General features: G+C 68.7%; 18 protein-coding genes. 4 read left to right on the top strand and 14 right to left on the bottom strand.

Features of this window, described 5'->3' with window-relative positions; genetic code table 11:
* Positions 1–90: 90 nt before the first annotated feature.
* The 3 genes from ACIBQ1_RS47715 to ACIBQ1_RS47705 all read right to left on the bottom strand — a co-directional run bounded on the left by ACIBQ1_RS47715 (position 91) and on the right by ACIBQ1_RS47705 (position 4,933).
* Entirely contained in the window at positions 91–1,137 is a 1,047-nt protein-coding gene (locus ACIBQ1_RS47715; protein ID WP_397288125.1) for a threonine aldolase family protein, read from the bottom strand.
* A gap of 780 nt (positions 1,138–1,917) precedes the next feature.
* Positions 1,918–2,874, bottom strand: a complete 957-nt coding sequence (locus ACIBQ1_RS47710) for a D-alanine--D-alanine ligase (RefSeq protein ID WP_397288123.1) — start codon at positions 2,872–2,874, stop codon at positions 1,918–1,920.
* Between the two features lie 712 nt (positions 2,875–3,586).
* Positions 3,587–4,933, bottom strand: coding sequence for a PLP-dependent aminotransferase family protein (locus ACIBQ1_RS47705; RefSeq protein WP_397288120.1), 1,347 nt, complete (start codon positions 4,931–4,933; stop codon positions 3,587–3,589).
* 155 nt (positions 4,934–5,088) lie between these two features.
* Between ACIBQ1_RS47705 and ACIBQ1_RS47700 the strand changes: the two genes are divergently transcribed.
* On the top strand, positions 5,089–5,706 hold the full coding sequence (locus tag ACIBQ1_RS47700; RefSeq protein WP_397288118.1) for a GNAT family N-acetyltransferase: 618 nt from the start codon (positions 5,089–5,091) through the stop codon (positions 5,704–5,706).
* Positions 5,707–5,857: 151 nt separating this feature from the next.
* On the opposite strand, the gene trxA is transcribed toward ACIBQ1_RS47700, so the two are convergent.
* From trxA to ACIBQ1_RS47660, 8 genes are all read right to left on the bottom strand, one after another.
* A complete protein-coding gene (gene trxA, locus ACIBQ1_RS47695; RefSeq protein WP_397288116.1) occupies positions 5,858–6,172 on the bottom strand; it encodes a thioredoxin in 315 nt (104 codons plus the stop codon).
* Between the two features lie 14 nt (positions 6,173–6,186).
* Positions 6,187–7,119, bottom strand: coding sequence for a thioredoxin-disulfide reductase (trxB, locus tag ACIBQ1_RS47690; RefSeq protein WP_397288113.1), 933 nt, complete (start codon positions 7,117–7,119; stop codon positions 6,187–6,189).
* Between the two features lie 132 nt (positions 7,120–7,251).
* Positions 7,252–8,151, bottom strand: a complete 900-nt coding sequence (locus ACIBQ1_RS47685; RefSeq protein WP_397288111.1) for an anti-sigma factor family protein — start codon at positions 8,149–8,151, stop codon at positions 7,252–7,254.
* A complete protein-coding gene (gene sigM / locus ACIBQ1_RS47680) occupies positions 8,141–8,776 on the bottom strand; it encodes an RNA polymerase sigma factor SigM (protein WP_185069557.1) in 636 nt (211 codons plus the stop codon). Before sigM ends, ACIBQ1_RS47685 begins: the two co-directional genes overlap by 11 nt.
* A 15-nt stretch (positions 8,777–8,791) precedes the next feature.
* The gene (locus ACIBQ1_RS47675; protein ID WP_397288109.1) at positions 8,792–10,306 is read right to left on the bottom strand and encodes a protein kinase family protein; all 1,515 of its coding nucleotides are present in this window, start codon (positions 10,304–10,306) and stop codon (positions 8,792–8,794) included.
* Between the two features lie 166 nt (positions 10,307–10,472).
* Positions 10,473–12,080, bottom strand: coding sequence for a murein biosynthesis integral membrane protein MurJ (murJ, locus tag ACIBQ1_RS47670; protein ID WP_397288107.1), 1,608 nt, complete (start codon positions 12,078–12,080; stop codon positions 10,473–10,475).
* Entirely contained in the window at positions 12,077–14,206 is a 2,130-nt protein-coding gene (locus ACIBQ1_RS47665) for a DUF6049 family protein (protein ID WP_397288105.1), read from the bottom strand. Before ACIBQ1_RS47665 ends, murJ begins: the two co-directional genes overlap by 4 nt.
* 50 nt (positions 14,207–14,256) lie before the next feature.
* Complete coding sequence (locus ACIBQ1_RS47660) at positions 14,257–14,784, bottom strand: aminoacyl-tRNA deacylase (RefSeq protein ID WP_397288103.1); 528 nt, start codon at positions 14,782–14,784, stop codon at positions 14,257–14,259.
* An 89-nt stretch (positions 14,785–14,873) separates the two neighbouring features.
* Here ACIBQ1_RS47660 and ACIBQ1_RS47655 point away from each other — a divergent pair, with 89 nt between their 5' ends.
* On the top strand, positions 14,874–16,337 hold the full coding sequence (locus ACIBQ1_RS47655) for a CCA tRNA nucleotidyltransferase (protein ID WP_397288101.1): 1,464 nt from the start codon (positions 14,874–14,876) through the stop codon (positions 16,335–16,337).
* Here ACIBQ1_RS47655 and ACIBQ1_RS47650 read toward each other — a convergent pair.
* A complete protein-coding gene (locus ACIBQ1_RS47650) occupies positions 16,288–17,592 on the bottom strand; it encodes an MFS transporter (protein ID WP_397288099.1) in 1,305 nt (434 codons plus the stop codon). The genes ACIBQ1_RS47655 and ACIBQ1_RS47650 overlap by 50 nt on opposite strands.
* 106 nt (positions 17,593–17,698) lie before the next feature.
* Here ACIBQ1_RS47650 and idi point away from each other — a divergent pair, with 106 nt between their 5' ends.
* Positions 17,699–18,283: an isopentenyl-diphosphate Delta-isomerase gene (idi, locus tag ACIBQ1_RS47645; protein WP_397288097.1), complete on the top strand. Its 585-nt coding sequence runs from the start codon at positions 17,699–17,701 to the stop codon at positions 18,281–18,283.
* A 56-nt stretch (positions 18,284–18,339) separates the two neighbouring features.
* Here idi and ACIBQ1_RS47640 read toward each other — a convergent pair whose 3' ends face one another.
* Together ACIBQ1_RS47640 and ACIBQ1_RS47635 are read right to left on the bottom strand one after the other, a co-directional pair.
* Entirely contained in the window at positions 18,340–19,419 is a 1,080-nt protein-coding gene (locus ACIBQ1_RS47640; protein ID WP_397288095.1) for an inositol-3-phosphate synthase, read from the bottom strand.
* Positions 19,420–19,432: 13 nt separating this feature from the next.
* The gene (locus ACIBQ1_RS47635; protein ID WP_397288093.1) at positions 19,433–20,020 is read right to left on the bottom strand and encodes a helix-turn-helix transcriptional regulator; all 588 of its coding nucleotides are present in this window, start codon (positions 20,018–20,020) and stop codon (positions 19,433–19,435) included.
* A 134-nt stretch (positions 20,021–20,154) separates the two neighbouring features.
* Here ACIBQ1_RS47635 and ACIBQ1_RS47630 point away from each other — a divergent pair, with 134 nt between their 5' ends.
* Entirely contained in the window at positions 20,155–20,541 is a 387-nt protein-coding gene (locus tag ACIBQ1_RS47630; protein ID WP_355387086.1) for a DUF5318 family protein, read from the top strand.
* Positions 20,542–20,713: the final 172 nt, after the last annotated feature.

Here is a 20,713-nt window from a genome sequence, read left to right as displayed (position 1 = left end):
CGTAACTCCCAGCAGCTCACCGGCTGCGACCATCAGCCTGCCTTACTCGACGCAGCCGCGTAACCCCCGAGAGATTTACGCAGACGACCACTAAGCGGTGGCGGACTTGCGGATGTCGTCGAGGAAGTCGTCCACATGCTCCGGCGTCGTGTCGAAGGCGGTCATCCAGCGGACGATGCCGGCCCGCTCGTCCCAGTAGTGGAACAGATAGCGACCCTTGAGGGTCTTCGCGACAGCGGGTGGGATGACGGCGAAGACGGCGTTGGACTGTAGCGGGTACGCCAAGGAAACGCCGGGCACATCCGCCAGACCGTCCGCCAGCCTGGCGGCCATCTTGTTGGCGTGAGAAGCGTTCTCGTGCCATAGGTCGTTCGCCAGGAGCGCCGAAAGCTGGGCCGAGATGAAGCGCATCTTCGAGGCGAGTTGCAGTGACTGGCGGCGGAGGAACGGGACGGCGTGGGTGAGTGAAGAGTCGAGGACGATGACCGCCTCTGCCGCCAGGGCGCCGTTCTTGGTGCCGCCGAAACTGAAGACGTCCACCCCGACGTCCGTCGTGATGGCCTTCAGATCGCAGCCGAGGTAGGCGGCGGCGTTGGCGAGCCTGGCGCCGTCCACGTGGAGCCGTAGACCTGACTCGTGTGCCGTCTCCGCCAGGGCGGCGATCTCGGCGGGGGAGTAGCAGGTGCCGAGCTCGGTGACTTGGGAGATGGAGACGACCGTGGGCTGGGGCTCGTGGGGGCTGCCGATCCCGCCCAGGCGAGACTTGATGTCTTCTGGGCGGAGCTTGCCGTCCTCCGTCGGGATCGTCATCAGCTTGACGCCGAGCAGGCGCTCCGAGGCTCCGGTTTCATGGGCGGCGATGTGGGCGGTGTCGGCGCAGAGGATCGCGTCGTAGCGGCCGAGCATGAGGGCCAGTCCCACAAGGTTGGCGCCCGCACCGTTGAACACCGCGAATCCCTCGGCGCCCGCGCCGAACACTTCCTTGACCTTGTTCTCGAACGCAGAGGTCCAAGTGTCGTCGCCGTAGGCGGGCGCGTCTCCGTGGTTGGCTGAGGCGATGGCTTCGAGGATGGTCGGGTGCACGCCGGCGTGGTTGTCGCTGGCGAAGCTCTTGGGGTACATCGAATCGATCAGCACACGGTTAGGCTACTTACCTGCCTCTGGTCCGGCGCCCGCGGGCGTCCATCCATCGCGGCGTCCATCGATTAAGATCCCGGTCCCACAGGGCTGCGTCTCCGCGTCTCCGCGTCTCCGCGTCTCCGCGTCTCCGCGTCTCCGCGTCTCCGCGTCTCCGCGTCTCCGCGACCGCCGTTCCGTTCGATCTGTGGATGGGTGGGTGATGAACGGCAGGCGTGTCACCTCGACCCCGCATCTGCGCCGCACGCTCGCTCTGCCCCGGCACAGCAGCGGCTGTGATGGCTGAGCGCGTGAAGGGGAGACGGAGGAGCGAGGCGGGCGCTTGGTGATCCGCTCTGGGAGCATCGCATCGTTGCCGCTGCTCCTGTCGGACGAAGGTCTGGCCCAAGCAGCGGGCTACCTCAAGGATTCCCGGGGGCGCTAGTGCTGGCGCCGCTGTCGGAGGCGGTGCGTATCCGAGTTGGCTGTAGTACCAGTCGTTCGATGGGGCGCTGGCTTTCGTCTTCGGGGGTAGCCGTGCTGGCGGATGCTCGCCTCCGGGCCGGCGGTGCCGTTGGGCGTTCTGTTGCGCGCCGGTCTTTGATGTCGGTGTCACGGGGCTGTGCTGCCGGGTGATTGGACTTGAGCTGATCTCCGAGTGGGCCCGTGTTGCCGGGCGATGGCGCTCTTGTCGTGAATGGAGGCGCGACTGCGTGCGGGGTGCCGCCACGGGCGGGATGGCGGGCGCGCCTGCCACTCAGGGGCAGGCGCGTGCTGGCGAGTCGGCCGTAAGAGGGTGGGTCAGGTGCGGGAGCGGGTGGCGGCGTTCTGGAGGAGGGTGCGACAGAGGTCGCCCAGGTCTTGGCCGGCGGCCTCGGCGGCCATCGGCAGGAGTGATGTTTCCGTCATCCCCGGGGCCACGTTGACTTCCAGGAAGTGCGGGATGCCGTCAGCGTCGACGATCAGGTCTGTACGGGAGATGTCGCGGAGGCCGAGCGCTGTGTGGGCGATCACTGCCGTCTCGGCGCACGCGGCGGCGGCCTGGGCGGAAAGGCGGGCGGGGGCGAAGAACTCCGTGTGCCCGGCCGTGTAGCGAGCCGCATAGTCGTAGACGCCCTCGTCCGGGACGATCTCCACGGCCGGCAGTGCCTCCGGGCCGTTGCCGAGGTCCACGACGGAGACCGCCACCTCCACGCCCTCCACGTACCGCTCGATCAGCGCCGTGTCGCCGTACGCGAAGCAGCCGACCATCGCGGCGGGGAGCTCCTCCGCCGTACGGACGATCGAGGCGCCAAGCGCCGAGCCGCCCCGGGCGGGCTTGACGAACAGCGGCAGGCCGAGCCGCTCTATGATGCGACCCAGCACCACCGTGGCGCCGAGGTCGTGGAACGTCTCCTTCGGCAGCGTGACGGACTGCGGCGTCTGCAGGCCGACCGAGCGCACGACGGCCTTTGCCGTGGGCTTGTCGAAGGCCACGCGGCATGCGTCCGGGTCGGCGCCCACGTATGGGACGTTGAGAAGCTCCAGAACGGAACGGATCGCGCCGTCCTCGCCCGCGCCGCCGTGGAGGGTCACGAAGACCGCGTCCGGCGGGTCCGCGAGGATGGAGGGCACGAGGGACGCGTCGGTGTCGCGGGCCTCCACGTCGATGCCCGCAGCACGCAGCACCTCGCTGACTCGGCGACCGGAGCGCAAGGACACCTCTCGCTCATAGGAGAGACCTCCGGCCAGCACGAGCACGTGGCCCAGATCGCTCATCACATCTCCTCCGCTGATCGCACGCGCCGCTGTCCAACCGTACCGCCAAGCCGCCGAGGCCCGGCACGCCACCACAGCACCGGGCGTGCCTGGCTGAAGACCGTTGTTCCTCCGCGCCTTGCCGATGCCCGGCATACCCGCCGGCGCCGCCACCGGACCGGGCACCTGGGCGCTCGGATCCGGCGACTGAGGTGGGAGTGGGGTGTGGTGCTGAGAGGCCGGCGGATCCTGGGAAAGGGCGTGCGGGGCTGGGCTGGGGACGGTGGCCGGGGAGGGGAGTGGCACCTGGGCGGCGGTGGCGTTCCAGAGCGCGCGACATCAGGGTGGCGACAGTGGTGGCGACGTCCCGGGGCCGCGTGACATCAGCGTGGTGGTGAACGGATGACCGTGAGGTCGGGGGCCGGTGGTCGGCGAGCGGGAAAGGTAGGGCGTGGTGGCGGGGGTGGGTCTGGGACGGCTGGGGGTGGAAAGGGTGGCTTTGTGGGGTGGGCTTAGGTGGGTGGGCCAGGAAAGGTCGTTCGGCTGGATTGGGCCGGGGGCGGAAAGGGTGACCCTGCGGGGTGGGCTTGGGCTAGGGGCGGACTGAGGGTGGAAAGGGTGGCTCGGCTGGGTGGGGCCGAGGTGGGGAGGGTGGCTCGGCTTGGGTGTGGAAAGGGTGGCTGGGCATGGCAAGGGTGGGGGCCGGTGTGGCCGGCCCCCACGGAGACGGTGGTCAGGCCAGGTCGGGGCCGGGGGTGTCGACGCCCTGGTGGTCGCGGGCCGTGCTGGTGCCGAACGTGTCCCTCAGCTGCATCTCCTGATCGATCACGCCGGCCAGCCGCCGTACCCCCTCCCGGATCCGGTCGGGCTGGGGATAGCAGTACGAGAGCCGCATGTGCCGCGCCCCGCTCCCGTCCGAGAAGAACCCGGTCCCCGGTACGAACGCCACCCGCTCGGCCACCGCGCGCGGCAGGATGGCCTTCGAGTCGAGCCCCTCGGGAAGGGTCGCCCACACGAAGAAGCCGCCCGCGGGTCGGGTCCAGGTGACCTCGGGCGGCATCAGGGATTCGAGCGCGTCCAGGAGCGCGTCGCGGCGCTCGCGGTAGAGCTCTCTGAACGATTTGATCTGCTCTCGCCACGGCTGCGTGGCGAGGTACTGGCCCACGGCGAGCTGGGTGAACGAGGAGTGCGACAGCACGGCCGACTCCATGGCCAGCACCAGCTTGTCGCGGATGGCGTGCGGGGCCAGCGCCCAGCCGACGCGGAAGCCGGGGGCGAGAGTCTTGGAGAACGACCCCAGGTAGACCACGCCGTCCGGGTTGTCGGCCCGCAGGGCGCGCATGGGCTCCCCGTCGAAGCCGAGCAGCCCGTACGGGTTGTCCTCGATGATCAGCACCCCGGCCCGCTGGCAGATATCGAGCACCTGCTGCCGCCGGGCGATGTTCAGGGTGACGCCGCCCGGGTTGTGGAAGGTCGGGATCGTGTAGAGGAACTTGATGGGCGCCCCGGCCGTCTCCAGCGCGTAGATGGTCTGGGCCAGGGATTCGGGCACGATGCCCTGATCGTCCATGGCGACATGAACGACCTTGGCCTGATAGGCGGAGAATGTACCCAGCGCCCCCACGTACGAGGGCCCCTCGGCGAGCACCACGTCGCCCGGGTCGATGAAGATCCGGGTGATCAGGTCGAGGGCCTGTTGCGAACCGACGGTGACGACCACGTCGTCCGCCCCGGCGTTGATCCCCTCCAGCCGCATGACCTCGCAGATCTGCTCACGCAGGTGCGGGTCACCCTGGCCGGAACCGTACTGGAGCGCGACGGGGCCGCGCTTGGTGACGAGGTCGGAGACCAGCTCGCCGACCATGTCGAGGGGAAGAGCCGTGACGTACGGCATGCCGCCCGCGAGCGAGACCACCTCGGGCCTCGACGCGACGGCGAAAAGAGCTCGGATCTCGGAGGCGACCATCCCGGTAGCTCGCGCGGCGTACCGATCGACGTAAGCGTCGATGCGCGACCCTTGGGTCGCGGGTGTCTGACCGTGATCCAGCTCTCCTGTCACGGCCCACCTCCTAGGTGTCATATCGGACCGAAATACCAGATTACGCTAACCGGACATGTCGCCTGTGACGGGCTCGGCCGTCGTGGTGTCCGCTGGCGGCATCTTCACTGGGCTACGATGCCACCTGTGGACGCGGTTTTCGCGCGCTTTTCCGGGTCAACGACAGGGGGCCGTAGTTGTCGCGCCGGCTGGTCAACATAACCCTGGACAATCTTGAAGATCTGCCTCATCGCTGCAGGCGGTGTGTGTTCTGGGAGCTCGACCCCATGAGCGGGGAGCGGGCGGTGCGGTCGGGGGATCCGGGGCTGGAGAAGGAGGCCTGGATCTCCGGCACGCTGCTCGAATGGGGCAGCTGCGGGAAAATCGCCTATGTCGACGGAGTGCCCGCCGGGTTCGTGCTCTACAGCCCGCCGCTCTACACCCCTCGGTCCGTGGCCTTCCCCACCTCGCCGGTCAGCGCCGACGCGGTGCTGCTGATGACCGCGCACATCATTCCGGAGTTCTCGGGCGGCGGGCTGGGGCGGATGCTGATCCAGGGCGTGGCCAAAGACCTGACCAGGCGCGGAGTGAAAGCCATTGAAGCTTTTGGCGACCTCAAGTGGGAAGAGCCTAGTTGCGTAGTTCCAGCGGAATACTTGCTTTCTGTTGGTTTTAAGACGGTTCGTCCGCATTTGCGTTTCCCGCGGCTCCGGCTGGAGCTCAAAACCGCCGTCTCGTGGCGTGAGGACGTCGAGGTGGCTTTGGAACGGCTGCTGGGCTCCATGAGTCCGGAAAGGGCGCTTCGTCCCGTCTGAGGACCGCACAGGGCCGTACGGGCGACCGCAGGACCGTACAGGCGACCACACAAGGCCATGCGGGTGACCGCGCAGGGCCGTACGGGGTCAGGAGAACGCGAAAGCCCCCCGCCAAGGGCGGGGGGCCGGGCGCGCGCCGCGGGAAGGCGGGCTAGATGATGCCGTCGAGCTCGCGCAGCAGCATGGCCTTCGGCTTGGCGCCGATGATCTGCTTCACGACCTCGCCATCCTTGTAGACGTTCATCGTCGGGATCTGGAGCACACCGTACTGGCGCGGAACCTCGGGGTTCTCGTCAATGTTGAGCTTGACGATCTCCAGCTTGTCGCCGTGCTCGTTGGCGATCTCCTGCAGGATGGGGGCGACCTGACGGCACGGCCCGCACCACTCGGCCCAGAAATCGACCAGCACGGGCTTGTCGTTCTTGAGGACGTCTGCTGCGAAAGAGGCGTCGGTGACAGCCTTCACGGTGCGCTCCTTACTCACTTCTCGTTGTTGGCCAGCCAGCGCTCGGAGTCGAGCGAGGCCGAGCAGCCGGTGCCGGCCGCGGTGATGGCCTGGCGGTAGGTGTGGTCGACGACGTCTCCCGCGGCGAACACGCCGTCGATGTTGGTCGCCGTGGACGGCGAGGCCACCTTGATGTAGCCGTCCTCGTCGAGGTCGATCTGCCCCTTGACCAGATCGGTGCGCGGGTCGTGCCCGATCGCGAGGAACAACGCGTCGGTGGCCAGCTCGCATTCCTCGCCGGTTTTGACGTTACGCAGCCGCACGGCCTCGACGCGGGAGTCGCCGAGCACGTCGACGACCTCGGAGTCCCAGACGAAACGGATCTTGTCGTTCGCGAACGCCCGCTCCTGCATGATCTTGCTGGCGCGCAGCTCGCCGCGGCGGTGCACCACCGTCACCATGCGGCCGAACCTGGTCAGGAACGTGGCCTCCTCCATCGCCGTGTCACCGCCGCCGACGACCACGATGTCCTTGTTGCGGAAGAAGAACCCGTCACAGGTCGCACACCAGGACACGCCGCGCCCGGACAGACGCTTCTCGTTCTCCAGGCCGAGCTCGCGGTAGCCGGAACCCATCGCCAGGATGACCGAGTTGGCGTAGTAGGTGTCGGTGTGGGTCTTGACGACCTTGGGGGTCGCCTCCAGGTCCACCTCGACCACGTCGTCGGCGACCAGCTCGGCGCCGAACCGCTCGGCCTGCTTGCGCAGGTTGTCCATGAGATCGGGGCCCATGATGCCGTCGGGGAACCCCGGGAAGTTCTCCACGTCGGTCGTGTTCATGAGTGCGCCGCCGGCTGTCACGGAGCCCTCGAAGACCAGTGGCTTGAGCTCGGCGCGCGCGGAGTAGACGGCCGCGGTGTAGCCAGCTGGCCCGGATCCAATGATGATCACGTTACGAACGTCGCTCAACGCTCCACGCCTTCCTCGTCTGTTGTTGCACCGGCGTCAACAGATCCTAGGCCGCCCTGATTCCCTGCCCTAAACACAACGCCCGTACAAAGCGAAAGAGCCCGCCGTGGCGGGCTCTGACGCGGATGTCCTTTACCAGCGGCCCAGTGCGGGCTTACGCAGGTTCTTGCAGTTGAACGGGTCGACGATGTCGATGCGCAGCCTCTGGCTCGCCTTGTCCTTCCACGAGGCGACGATGAGGGCCTCCTGACCGTTGTACTGGCCCTGATCGACCGCGTACGTCGGCAGCTTGGAGCGGCTGGAGATCCGCTTCACGCACTTGTCGACCTTGCCGTCGTCGTCGGAGCCGCCGCCCACCATGCGCTGGAAGCCGAACATGCCTTCGAGCGGCTGGCGTAGGTCCTGGTCACTGTAGTTGTGGCCGCTGTCGGTCAGCCCGTAGGACCTGGCCCGCGTGGGGACCTTGGATGGAGTCGAGGGGACCGTGGAGGTCTCGGTGAGCCCGTCGGCCACCACGTTGATGCCGCCGTCTCCGCCTCCGCCGCTCGCGAACAGGCCGGTCGTGGCCACCGCCGTGCCCACCACGGCGACGGCCGCCGCGGCCGCGATAGCGGGCATCGCCCATCGGCGTCTGCGAGAGCGCTTGGCCGGGACGATCGTGCCGTCGTCGGAGACGACCCCTAGTCGGACCGGTTCGGGGGCCGCTTCGGCGGCCACCTCCGCCGGTCGCTCCCACGGGGCGTCTCGCATGAGCTCGTCCCAGTCGGGCGTTTCCGCGAGGCCGACACCTCCCCGCCGGAACTCCGCCTCGGCGGCCAAGGCCTTGTCGATGCGCAATGCGACACCCATCGGCATGGCCGGTGTGGGGGTCGCCGCGAGCACCTCGCGAACCGCCGACAGGTCTGCCAGTAGCTCCCCGCATGGGTCGCAGACCGCGAGATGCTCGCGGACCCGGCGCGCCGTGTCGACGTCTAGGAGACCCTCGGCCAGCTCGGCCAGGATTTCCAGATCGTAGTGCGTATCACCCGTCACGAAGTTCTGCTCCCTTCGCGGATGAGACGCGATTGAGGTCCGATCGGTTCCGCAGATGCGAAAGAATTGGGGCAAGTTTCGCGCGCCCCCGAGCGCACCGGCTCTTGACCGTGCCGCTCGGCACTTGGAGCACCTGAGCTGCGTCTTCGACCGAGTAGCCCATCATGTCGACGAGGACGAGGGCCGCCCGCTGGTCGCTGGGCAGGAGTTTCAACGCGGCCGAAACCTCCATGGAGACTTCGCGTTCGACGGTCTGGTCAGGCAGGGGCGTCTCGCGCTCGGCGGCCTCGATCAGCTCGTCGTCGGCGACGGGCCTGACCGATTTACGGCGCATCCTGTCGAGGCAGGCGTTGACCACGATCCGGTGGAGCCAGGTCGTGACGGCCGCCTCGCCGCGAAACGTGGCGGCCTTGCGATATGCGGAGACGAAGGCGTCCTGCACGGCGTCGGCGGCCTCGTCCGGGTCACCGAGCGTACGCAGGGCGACCGCCCACATGCGGTCACGGTGCCGTTTGACGATTTCGCTGAAGGCGTGTGGATCCCCGTTGATGTGCGCGGTCAGCAGCTCGGCGTCAGTTACCGCCGGCCGCTCCGCTGCTGAGGGTGTCTCGGGTGGGGAGTTCACAAGAGAGATTCCTGGTTATGCCGATCCGGGAGAGTGCACCACTACCTCATAGATGGTGCCATGAAAGTTGCCCGCATCCGCCGGAACACGAGTAAACCAGATCAAAACGTACTGACCGGTTGCCGGTTGATCAGGGGTAAGAGTGGTCTTACCTGCGGCATTCTTCTCGGTCGCCACCGTCTTCAGCGCAGAAAGCTCAGGCGAGTCGCCCACCTTGAGCTCGACCGTCGCGCCCGAGGCATCCGACAGCGTAGCGACCACGTCGCTGATCTGCATGGACTTGCCCATGTCGAGCAGCAGGCCGACGCCCTCCTTGAGATTTCCCAGGGTGGCGCTGGTGTAGCTCTCGGTCTTCCACAGCGTGCTGGGCTTGCCGTCGATGGCCAGGTCGGCCATCTCGGACTTCTCGTCCTTGTCGCCGAGCGGGTCGAAGCCCTGGGCCTTCTTCGGCTTGACGACCTGGGCCTCGGCCGAGGCCGACGTGGAGGTGCTGGGGCTGGAGCCCGACGCCTCGGGCTTGGTCGGGCTGCCCAGGCTGCGGCCGATCGTCCAGGCGCCGACGCCGACGGCCGCGATGACGAGCAGCACGACCAGCGTCATCAGCACGCGGTTGAGCGTGCCGCCACCGCCGCCCGAGGGGCGGTGCGGCGGCGCGGGAGGCACGTGCGGGGCGGTGTGCTGCTGGCGGTGGACGAGGTCCAGGCCCTCGGTTTGGGAGGCGGAGGCGACCGCGGGGGTCGAGGGGTAGGCGATCGGGATCGGCATGGGCCTGGCCACGCCGGACAGCGCCTCGGCCAGGTCGGACGGGCTGGCCAGCGCGCCCTGACCCCGGCGGGACTCGGGCAGGCACGCGCGCACGGTCACCGTGTCGAGGTAGCTCGGCACGCCGGCGGTGACCTGGCGGGGCGTGCAGAAGTGGCCGTCGGTCATGGGGGCTGCGGGCAGGCCGCCCTCTTCCTCGTCGCCCGGCCAGTGGCCGGTCAGCCCGGCGTACAGCAGCCGGCCCAGCCCTTCGGCGTCGTCGAGCGCCGGCTGGTCGGTGGTGAGCCCGGACAGGGCCGCGTCGACGGCCACGCCGAGCACCTTGACCGTGTTGCCCGTCGTCCACACCAGGTGGGAGGGGCGCAGGCACAGGTGGTAGAGCTGCGCCTCGTGGGCGTGCGCCAGCGCCTCGGCGGCCTCGGCCACCAGCCCCGCCGCGCGTTCGGGCTCCAGCGGGCCGGAGGAGAGCAGGTCGGTCAGCGACTCGCCGGTGACCCACTCGCTGACGACATAGGCGGCCTTGTCGTCCTCCGCGGCGTCGAACACCTGGGTCAGCCGCGGGTCGGTCAGCCGGCTCGCGGCGCGGGCGGCCGTGACGACCTCGTGGACGCGCGGGAAGTCGGGCCCGAAGGTGTGGACGGCCACGGGACGCGCGAGGATCTCATCGATGGCCTTCCAGAGCGTGGCTCCATCGGACTCGCTGACGCGGTCCTCAAGCCGGAAGCGCTCGGCCAGACGGGTGCCGGGTTCGACGGCCGACGTGCTCACAGGTTCACTCCGCTTGGCCGATCGGGCGTGTTCATGACTCGACTCACCTGCGTGGTGGTGTCCCACGAAGGCACGCTATGCCGGGTGGATCCGCCCACGCCCCTCCTGCTTCCATTCGCGCGTGTCGGGCTCCATGGTAGTGCCGAGTGGATTCGGCCCGCGTTCTTTACCGGCCTACCCGCCCAGCGACCATCCCAACGATGGAATTGACCTCGGGAATGCGCATTCTGTGCGCGACGCCTAGATAGAGCAGCAACCCGAGGCCCCCGCCGACCGCGAGCACGATCAGCGAATTGACGAACCCTAGCCCGGCGAACAGCCCCGTGACTACCCAAACCGCCGCAAGCGCCACCACAGCGGTAGGCAGAGCCGCCAGGTACATCCTGGTCAGCGCCATGCCGATCGTCCAGCCACCGAGCCCTCTGACGCGGCGGCTGGCCAGCAACCACGCCCCGACGGCGCCGAGCGCGTACGCGATGGCGTACGCGAGCGCCAGCCCCATGACAACGTACCGGGCCGGCAGCAACGTGTTGAACAGCAGCATGAGCGCCGCGTTGGCCGCCGTGGTGGCGGCGCCGACGACCACCGGCGTACGGGTGTCGCCGAAGCTGTAGAAGACCCGCAGCAGCAGCTGGAACAGCGCGAACGGCACCAGCGCGAGCCCGTACACCTGCAGCACGTTGCCGATGTAGACGGCGTCGGCGACGGAGTTGGCGCCATGGCCGTAGATGGGCACGGTGATCGCCGGCCCGAGCACCATGAGCAGCAGCGACACCGGCACCATCAGCGAGCAGATCAGCCGCACGCTCGACCCGAACTCGCTGCGCACGTCGTGGAAGCGCCCCTCGCCGACGGCCCGGCTCATCCTGGGCAGCATCGCGGTGATCACCGAGACGCCGATGACGCCGTACGGGAGCTGGAAGAGCTGGAACGCCAGCGTGTACGGGCTGATGCCGTGCCCCTCGACCACGTCGCCGGCCGCGCTGGCCAGGTTGGTGGTCAGCATGAAGCCGAGCTGGGTGACGATCACGTAGCCGATCGTCCAGACGCCCGCCTTGGCCATCTCGCCCAGCCGCGCGTTGCGCACGTCGAAGCGGGGCACAAAGGCGAACCCGACGCGCCTGAGCGCCACGATCAGGATGGCCGCCTGGGCCACGATGCCCACCGTGGTGCCCAGCCCGAGCAGCGCCATCTCGCCGGTGGTGATCTGCCCGATGTTGTCGCGCTCTCCGCCGATCATGGCGTACGCCAGGAAGACGCAGATGACGACCAGGTTGTTGACCACCGGGGCCCACATGGGCGCGCCGTAGCGGTCGCGGGTGTTGAGGATGGCGCCCGCCACCGCGCCCACGCCGAAGAAGGCGAGCTGCGGCAGGATGAAGCGGGCCAGCGTGACCGCGACCTCGAACTTGGGGCTGCCCGGCGCCCAGTCGGTGTAGAGGTCGATCAGCAGCGGCGCGCCGAACACCGCCGCCACCGCGACGACGATCAGCGCCACCGCGGAGATCGTGAGCAGCCGCTGCTCGTACGCCCGGCCGCCGTCGGCGTCGTGCTGCTGGGCCCGGACGATCATCGGCACCACGACGCTGCTCAGCACGCCGAGCAGCAGCAGGTCGAGGATGCTGTACGGGATCGCGTACGCCGCGTTGTAGGCGTCACCCAGCGCCCTGGTGCCGATGGCGTAGGCCAGCACCATGGTCCGCACGAACCCCGTGACCCTGGACACCATCGTGCCGGCGGCCATGATGGCGCTGGCCCGAAGCATGCGACTCATACGATCTGATTCTCCCGGGTCTTGGCCGCGTGCGCGAGCTTCCGCTCCGACCTGCGCCGCAGCACTCGCATCACCACGGCGGCGAGCATCACGGTCAGGGCGGCGCCCACGATCACCGAGGCGATCCCGGTGTAGCCGGTGGTGCGGATGGTCAGCCGCTGCGGTTTGCCGTACGGCTGCTTGTCGGAGGTCTTGAGCTGCACGGTCACCGTCGCGTCGCCGCTGGTGCCGGGGGCGGCGTTCATCTTCACCTGGACCATGCCGCTCTGCCGGGGGCCGATCTTTATCGGCTCGACCTGCGGGAAGTCGACCTGCAACAGCTCGGGGTTGTTGGACGTGACGTCGATGTAGAGGGCGATCGGCACGCCCAGCTCGTTCTTGACGCTGATCGGGACCTGGCCGCTGCTGCCCGCCAGCGTGCGCGTCCGGTTGGGGCCCGACCCGGTGATCTCGATCTTCTCGGTCTGGTCCGTCACCGCCACGCTGACCTGATTGGTCACCGCCCGGCCGGCGCGGGTGCTGTTGCGCCAGGCCGAGGAGGTCAGCCGGAGGACCGCCGCGTCGAAGCTCGACGGCGTCTTCGTCTCCGTGATCAGGGAAGTGAGCTGCGCCTTCGCCGCGACCTCCTTGACCGGGCCGAGGTATTTCGCGGTCAGCTCTTCCTTGCGGTCCTGGTCGGCGTAGGTCAGCCCGGCGCGCGGGACCGACAGCTTGGTCGGCTTGATCGACTCCAGCGGGGTCGGCTGCAGCCACGGCAGCTTGTTCGCGGTCTTCAGCAGCGCGTTGACGAGCGTCGGGTTGGGGTCCCACCGGCGCGACGGGGCGATGACGATGGACCTGGGCGAGGTCTGGCCGGTCTCGCCGGTGATCATCGCGGTCTCGGCGATGAACCGCTGCGTGCTGAGCAGCACGGACGTGGGCGCCGCGGGCTCGAAGAGCTTGCTCAGCTCGGCGTCCGCGACCAGCGCGGTGACCGGCCCGTTCACCGAGTCGATCGTGGAGGCGGCGTCGGGCGTGAACGGCACGGGCGGCTGCGGCGGCAGGTTGGTGGAGTTGAGCAGGACCGTGTCGACCTTGTCCTTGCTGACCGAGAGCAGGTCGAGCGCGTCGGCGTCGAGCATGCCCCCGGGCGGCCAGTTGATGTTGGTCTTGACGTCGCGCTGGAGCAGCGAGGCGGCCCTCTGCCTGCCGAGCTCGATCGCCCGGCTGGTCTGCGAGTCCAGCCCCTGGTGGGCGAGCGCGGCCACGTCGGGGTCGGCGTACGGGACCGCGACCACGGGAGAGCCGGCCAGCGCGGTGCGCATGGTCGTCAGCCAGCTCGTGGCCTCGGCGTTGGCGGGCTTCTCCTGCGTCTCGTCCTTCTTGACCTTGACCCGGTACGGGTTCTTCATCGCGTCGAGGTCGTCGAGCAGTGAGGAGTCGACGAACCAGGTGACGCTCTTGGGCGCGGACTGCGCGATGCGCGCCAGGTCGGACAGCCGGCCCTTGCCGGTGATCGACTGACTCAGCTTGTCGTCCACGAACTGGGGCGCGCCGGTCTTCGCGTCGCGGTCGGTCCCGCGGTGGGGCTGGTCGATGACGGGCAGGGCGATGGACAGCCGGTTGCGCGGCAGCTTCGGCACCGTGGGCGGCGCGTAGGTGAGGTACGTGCGCTGCGGCGCCATGACCTGCAAGCCGTTCTGGAGCACCTCCACGGCCACCGGGTAGACCCCGAACGAGGGGTAGCCGAGCTGAATGGGCGTCGCGGTGAACTCCCATCGCGCCTGGGCGCCGGCGGCCAGCGCCGGGATGTCCATGAACGAGCTCGGCGAGGCGCGGAACGGCAGCGTCGCGGGGTTCTGGTCGCTCTGGTAGGCGGCCATGGTGGCGCGGTCGGTGAACTTCTGCGGCGTGTAACGCAGGCGTAGCCGCAGGCCCGTCTGCGGCGTGCCGCTGTCGTTGCGGAGCGTGCCGGTGAACTTGATCACATCGGTCTGCGCGGTCGGCACCTGAGGCGAGATCGACGAGATCGACACGGCCATGGTCTGCCTGCTCGCCTTCGCGGACTTCGTGGCAGCAGCGCCGGGCGCGGTCGCCACCACAGTGAAGGCGAGCAGCGCGGCGAGCATCGCGGCCTTACGGATCACGCGGATGCCCGAGCTGGAGTACGACGACGCACGCCCGCAATGCTACGGGTTCAGTGCCGTCGCGCGACCGCCTCACGTGTTCCTTTCGCCCTGAGGTCGACCATCTTGCCTGGCAGGAGTGCCATCAGGTCGAGTGCGCGGAGAGTCAGCACGGTATGCCGTTCGCCGGTCGCGGCGAAGACCGGCCCGCCGTCGGCCAGGAAGTCGGCCGGCAGCCGGTCGTCGATGAACTTGGGCAGCGACTCCGGCAGGAGCAGCGGGCACACCAGCCCGTTCGCGTAGTCGGTGGCCGAGTTGACCACGTGGGCCGGGGCCGGTCGCACCCGTCGTACCCCCAGGACTCCGCCGACGGCCCCCACCGGTGGCGGAGCCGACACGGGGGTGGTGACCGCGATGACGACCTCGCGGCCGACCCTCGTGGCGACCTCGAGCACCGTGACCATCAGGCACCTGCTCGGCGCCGCGGAGACCACCTCAGGCAGATCTTCCGCGCAAGTCATAGGACGCGGAAGGCGTACGATCTCATGATGGACCTGGTGGGCGAGGAGCCAGCGGTGGATCGCGAGGGCGTCCTTCATATAGTCCTCCTTGCCTCGTTCCCTGGCCCCCGACGGTCCTTGGACCGACGGTAACCCGGACCTGGTGTGGCTCGGGGGATATGTTCCGAATGCTCCCAGAAGGACCTACCCGCTTGTCCGACTCAACTCTGACTGACAGCCAGCGGCGGGCCATGACGGACCTGTTCCGCAAGATCGCTCCGGTGGCCGACGAGCTCGGCCGCCTGTTCGCCGGGCAGGGCCACGAGCTGGCCCTCGTCGGCGGCCCCGTACGCGATCTGCTGCTCGGCCGCATCGGCAACGACCTCGACCTGACCACCGACGCCCGCCCCGAGCGGGTGCTGGAGATCGTCCGGGACTGGGCCGACTCCGTGTGGACGATCGGCATCGACTTCGGCACGGTGGGCCTGCGCAAGGGCGGTTGGCTGATCGAGATCACGACGTACCGGAGCGAGTCGTACGACCCGAAGTCGCGCAAGCCCGAGGTCATGTACGGCGAGACGCTCAAGGAGGACCTCGAACGGCGTGACTTCGCGGTCAACGCGATGGCGGTGCGGCTGCCCGGCCACGAGTTCGTCGACCCGTACGGCGGGCTCGACGACCTCAAGGCCAAGGTGCTGCGCACGCCCGGCACGCCCGAGCGGTCCTTCGGCGACGACCCGCTGCGCATGCTGCGGGCCGCCAGGTTCGCCTCGCAGCTCGGGTTCGGGGTGGACGAGGGGGCCGTGGCGGCGATGGTCGCGATGGCCGAGCGCATCGAGATCGTCTCGGCCGAGCGCATCCGCGAGGAGCTCGACAAGCTCGTCTGCGGCGCCGACCCGCGCGAGGGCCTGCGGCTGCTGGTCGAGACCGGGCTGGCCGCGCACGTGCTGCCCGAGCTGCCCAAGCTGCGCCTGGAGATCGACGAGCACCACCGGCACAAGGACGTCTACGAGCACTCGCTGACCGTGCTCGACCAGGCCATCGCGCAGGAGGAGGACGGCAAGGCCGACCGGATCCTGCGCTGGGCGGCGCTCCTGCACGACATCGGCAAGCCGAAGACGCGCCGCCACGAGTCGGGCGGGCGGGTGTCGTTCCACCACCACGAGGTGGTCGGCGCGCAGATGACCAAGAAGCGGATGACGGAGCTGAAGTTCCCCAAGGACGTGGTGGCGGACGTCGCCCGGCTGGTGGAGCTGCACCTGCGCTTCCACGGCTACGGCACGGGGGAGTGGACCGACAGCGCCGTGCGCCGCTACGTGCGCGACGCCGGCCACCTGCTGGACCGGCTGCACAAGCTGACCAGGGCCGACTGCACCACGCGCAACAAGCGCAAGGCCGCGGCGCTGTCGCGGACCTACGACCAGCTTGAGGAGCGCATCGCCCGGCTCGCCGAGGAGGAGGAGCTGTCCAAGATCCGCCCCGAGCTCGACGGCAACGAGATCCAGCGGGTCCTGGGCATCGGGCCGGGGCCGGTGGTGGGGCGGGCGTACAAGTTCCTGCTCGACCTCAGGCTCGACAAGGGCATGATCGGCAAGGAGGCGGCTACCGAGGCGTTGACGGAGTGGGCTCGGTCGAGCGACGTGGACGTGTGAGCATCCGGTACGCGAGCGCGGCCAGGGGATAGCCGACCGAGGCGATCACGACGGCCGCGTAGGACTTGCCGTCGGCGGGCAGGATGGCCGCCGACAGGGCCGCGGCCAGGACGTACATGCCGTTGAAGAGCATGTCGTAGATCGAGAACGCCCGGCCCAGGTAGATGTCCTCGACGTCGCGCTGGACCGTGGTGTCCGCGCAGATCTTGACGCTCTGCCCGGCCACGCCCAGCACGAACCCGGCCACCGGCAGCCCCCACTCCTGGAACGGCAGCACCAGCGCCGCCGTCAGGAGCCCGGCCGCGGTCAGCGCGATCGGCACCCAGCGCTGGATCGTGAACCGCTCGGTGGCGTACGGGGTGATGACCACGGCGATGGCGTAGCCGACGCCGGAGGCCGCCACGACCAGGCTGACTCCGCCCAGCGCGGCGTCGGCGTCGCCGTTGTAGAAGTAGTAGCGGTAGAGGATGATGCCGAGCGCGGTGGCTATGCCGTAGAAGAAGCGGTGGGCGGCCATCGCGCCCATGGTGGAGGCCGCGACGCGGTGCGCGACCAGGTGCCTGGCGCCGTCCGCGAGGCCGCCGACCACGTTGCGCAGGGCCTCGCGCGCCTGTGGCCGGCTCGGGTCGGACTCCGGCCCGAGCAGGCGGCGATCCATCGTCAGCGCGACCAGCGCGCTCAGGCCGAACACCACGCCCGAGACGACCAGGAGCAACGCCACGCCGAAGTCCTCGGCGCCGAACACCTTGCGCAGCAGAAAACCGAGCCCCACGCCCACGAACGTGACCACGGTGCCCGACGTGGGGACGACCGCGTTGGCGGCCATCAGCCGGTCGGACGGCACCACGTGCGGCAGCGAGGCGCCGAGCGCGGCCAGGAAGAACCTGTTGACGCCCAGCACGGCCAGCGCCGCCGCGTAGAACACCGGGTCCGGCACGTCGGCGGCGACCAGCGCCGCCGCGACCAGCAGGAGCGCGCCGCGCACGATCGGCGCGACCACCAGGATCTGCCGCCGCGACCAGCGGTCGATGAACACGCCCACGAAGGGCCCGAGCACGCTGTACGGCAGCAGCAGCACGGCCAGCCCGGCGGCCACCGCGAGCGCGGTCGTCTGGCTCTCGGGGCTGAAGAAGGCGAATCCGGCCACCCCGAACTGGAAGATCCCGTCGGAGAACTGGGAGACCAGCCGGGTGGCGAACAACCGCCGGAAATCATTGCCCCGGAGGACCACGCGTAGGTCGGCCACAAATGACACGCGGCCAGCCTAGCCCTCCGCCTGTCGCCTAGGATGCGCGAGAGGTGCGCAACGGCAGGTGGGCCGCGGGTTCCGAACGGTCGGCCGGTCTCGTACGCTTCATAGCGTGACGACTGATGAACACGTTGTGCTGGTCGACCGCGACGGCCAGGCACTCGGCACCGCCCCCAAGCAGGTGGTGCACGGTCGCGAGACCCCCCTGCACCTGGCGTTCTCCAGCTATGTCTTCGATCACGAAGGCCGCGTGCTGCTCACCAGGAGGGCCGACAGCAAGCTCACCTGGCCGGGGGTCTGGACCAACAGCTGCTGCGGTCACCCGCTGCCGGGCGAGCCGGCGGACCGGGCCGTCGAGCGCCGCCTCTCCTACGAGCTGGGGCTCACGGTGGACCGCGTCGACCTCATGTTGCCGACCTTCTCCTACCGGGCCGTCATGGCCAACGGTATCGTCGAGAACGAGCTGTGCCCCGTCTACCGCGTCACCGTGACCTCGCCCGTCGTTCCCAACCCCGACGAGGTGGGGGAGACGATGTGGATGCCGTGGAAGGAGTTCGCCGAGGGAGTGCGCAACGGTCTGCTGGCCGTCTCGCCCTGGTGCCAGGAGCAGGTGCCGCTGCTGGCCGACCTCGGCGCCGACCCGCTGACCTGGCACCCCGCCTCGCCGGCCGAGCTGCCCCCGGCGGCCCGCCCGTAGACGGCACGGCGCCGCGCCCGGAAAACGGGCGCGGCGCCGGTCACGGGGTCAGGAGGTCAGCGCTCGACCTCGCCCCGGATGAACTTCTCGACGTAGTCCCGAGCCTCGTCGTCCGAGAACTGCTTCGGCGGCGACTTCATGAAGTACGAGGACGCCGACAGGATCGGCCCCCCGACCCCGCGGTCGAGGGCGATCTTGGCGGCCCGGACCGCGTCGATGATGATGCCCGCCGAGTTCGGCGAGTCCCAAACCTCGAGCTTGTACTCGAGGTTGAGCGGAGTGTCACCGAACGAACGGCCTTCGAGCCGCACGAAGGCCAGCTTGCGGTCGTCCAGCCACGGCACGTGGTCCGACGGCCCGATGTGCACGTCGGCCTTGCCCATCTCGTGCGGGATCTGCGAGGTGACCGACTGCGTCTTCGAGATCTTCTTGGACTGGAGCCGCTTGCGCTCCAGCATGTTCATGAAGTCCATGTTGCCGCCGACGTTGAGCTGGTACGTGCGCAGCAGCTCCACCCCGCGGTCCTCGAACAGCTTGGCCAGCACGCGGTGCGTGATGGTGGCGCCGACCTGCGACTTGATGTCGTCGCCGACGATCGGCACCCCGGCCTCGGTGAACTTCTCCGCCCACACCGGGTCGGAGGCGATGAAAACCGGCAGCGCGTTCACGAACGCCACACCGGCGTCGATGGCGCACTGCGCGTAGAAGCGGTCCGCGTCCTCCGAGCCCACCGGCAGGTAGGAGACCAGAACGTCGACCTGGTTGTCACGGAGCACCTGGACCACGTCGACGGGCGTCTCGTCGGACTCCTCGATGACCTCCCGGTAGTACTCGCCCAGCCCGTCGAAGGTGTGGCCGCGCTGGACGGTCACCCCCGAGGGTGGCACGTCACAGATCTTGATCGTGTTGTTCTCGCTGGCGACGATCGCCTCGGACAGGTCGCGGCCGACCTTCTTGGCATCCACGTCGAACGCGGCGACGAACTCGACGTCACCGACGTGATAGTCGCCGAACTTCACGTGCATGAGGCCCGGGACCCGAATGTCCGGGTCGGCGTCCTTGTAATAGTGGACGCCCTGGACCAGCGACGACGCGCAGTTTCCGACACCGACAATGGCCACGCGAACCGAACCCATCGCATTCGCTCCCTTACTCATCAGTTGTGGTATCTCTTGCGGGCCCGTCATCCGACGAGGCCCGACGCTCTGTCGCGATCAGCTCGTTCAGCCAGCGCACCTCGCGCTCGACCGACTCGAGCCCATGTCGCTGCAGCTCGAGTGTGTAACTGTCGAGGCGCTCCCTGGTGCGCGCCAGAGCCGTGCGCACCGCGTCGAGCCGCTCCTCCAGCCGGCTACGGCGGCCTTCGAGAATGCGCAGCCGCACTTCCGCCTCGGTGTGGCGAAAGAAGGCGAAGTGCACACCGAAGCTCTCGTCCTCCCAAGCGGAGGGGCCGGCCTGCGTCAGCATGTCCTGCAGCCGTTCCTTGCCCTCGGCCGTCAGCTTGTAAACGATCTTCGATCTGCCGCCGACGATCGTGGCGGGAGCGGGCTGCTCCTCCGCGATGAGGCCCTGAGCCAGCAGTGATCGCAGACAGGGATACAGCGACCCGTAGGAGAACGCGCGGAACATCCCCAGCAGGGCGTTGAGCCGTTTGCGCAGCTCATAGCCGTGTAGTGGCGTCTCGTGCAGCGACCCGAGCACGGCCAGTTCCAAGACCCTGCCCTGTCCGCCGGTCATCGGAACCTGCCCCCTCTCGCGTCGATGTATCGAGCCGATACATCCCCAGGATACGTCGGGTCGCTATATGGCGGCAATCTGTGAATCTGCCAAGTCGTTGGGATGCAGCGACAAAACGCCGTAGTCTGGCGCTCATGTGGTCACAGCGAAGGGTGGTGGATTACGGCCTGGCGAAACGGGCGGTGGTCCGCTCCCTCCGCATGGGGCGCACCTCGCGTGGCGACGTATGCGACGCACAGCCCTACCTCCTTCGCGCGGCGCGCCACTTCGGCGAGCCGACCGAGCGCCCCTGCCCGGTATGCGAAAGGGAGAACGTCACCAATGTGACCTACGTCTACGGCGATTCGCTCGGTAGGCATGCCGGACAGGCAAAGGTCGCATCGGAACTCGCCGCAATGGCTCATGATTACGATGAGTTCCGCGTGTACGTTGTCGAGGTCTGCCAAGGTTGTTCCTGGAACCACCTGACGGTTTCGTATGTCCTCGGTAACGGACCACCTGACCTCGTCAGCCAAGCGTGAAGACCGAGGGCGGCGAGAAACCTCACGCCCACCCGCCGTTATGTTTCCGACGACGATGCGAGGACGTGTGAGTAACAGCATGAATGAGGGGACGGCTCGCCCTGGAAGGCGCCGTCGTTCCAGCTCATCCCGTTCTGTGCCCCAGGGTTCTCCTCCGCAAACCGACGAGCAG

The organism is Nonomuraea sp. NPDC050153 (assembly GCF_044460125.1).
In the GTDB taxonomy this organism is placed as follows: domain Bacteria; phylum Actinomycetota; class Actinomycetes; order Streptosporangiales; family Streptosporangiaceae; genus Nonomuraea.
This window is presented reverse-complemented; position numbering and strand designations above follow the sequence as displayed.

What these genes read in the sequence shown, in the direction of transcription:
- ACIBQ1_RS47710 (WP_397288123.1), bottom strand. Translation starts at nt 2,874, where the DNA reads ATGAGCGATCTGGGCCACGTGCTCGTGCTGGCCGGAGGTCTCTCCTAT.
- ACIBQ1_RS47705 (WP_397288120.1), bottom strand. Translation starts at nt 4,933, where the DNA reads ATGACACCTAGGAGGTGGGCCGTGACAGGAGAGCTGGATCACGGTCAG.
- murJ (WP_397288107.1), bottom strand. Translation starts at nt 12,080, where the DNA reads ATGAGTCGCATGCTTCGGGCCAGCGCCATCATGGCCGCCGGCACGATG.
- ACIBQ1_RS47660 (WP_397288103.1), bottom strand. Translation starts at nt 14,784, where the DNA reads ATGAAGGACGCCCTCGCGATCCACCGCTGGCTCCTCGCCCACCAGGTC.
- ACIBQ1_RS47655 (WP_397288101.1), top strand. Translation starts at nt 14,874, where the DNA reads ATGCTCCCAGAAGGACCTACCCGCTTGTCCGACTCAACTCTGACTGAC.
- ACIBQ1_RS47640 (WP_397288095.1), bottom strand. Translation starts at nt 19,419, where the DNA reads ATGGGTTCGGTTCGCGTGGCCATTGTCGGTGTCGGAAACTGCGCGTCG.
- ACIBQ1_RS47635 (WP_397288093.1), bottom strand. Translation starts at nt 20,020, where the DNA reads ATGACCGGCGGACAGGGCAGGGTCTTGGAACTGGCCGTGCTCGGGTCG.
- ACIBQ1_RS47630 (WP_355387086.1), top strand. Translation starts at nt 20,155, where the DNA reads ATGTGGTCACAGCGAAGGGTGGTGGATTACGGCCTGGCGAAACGGGCG.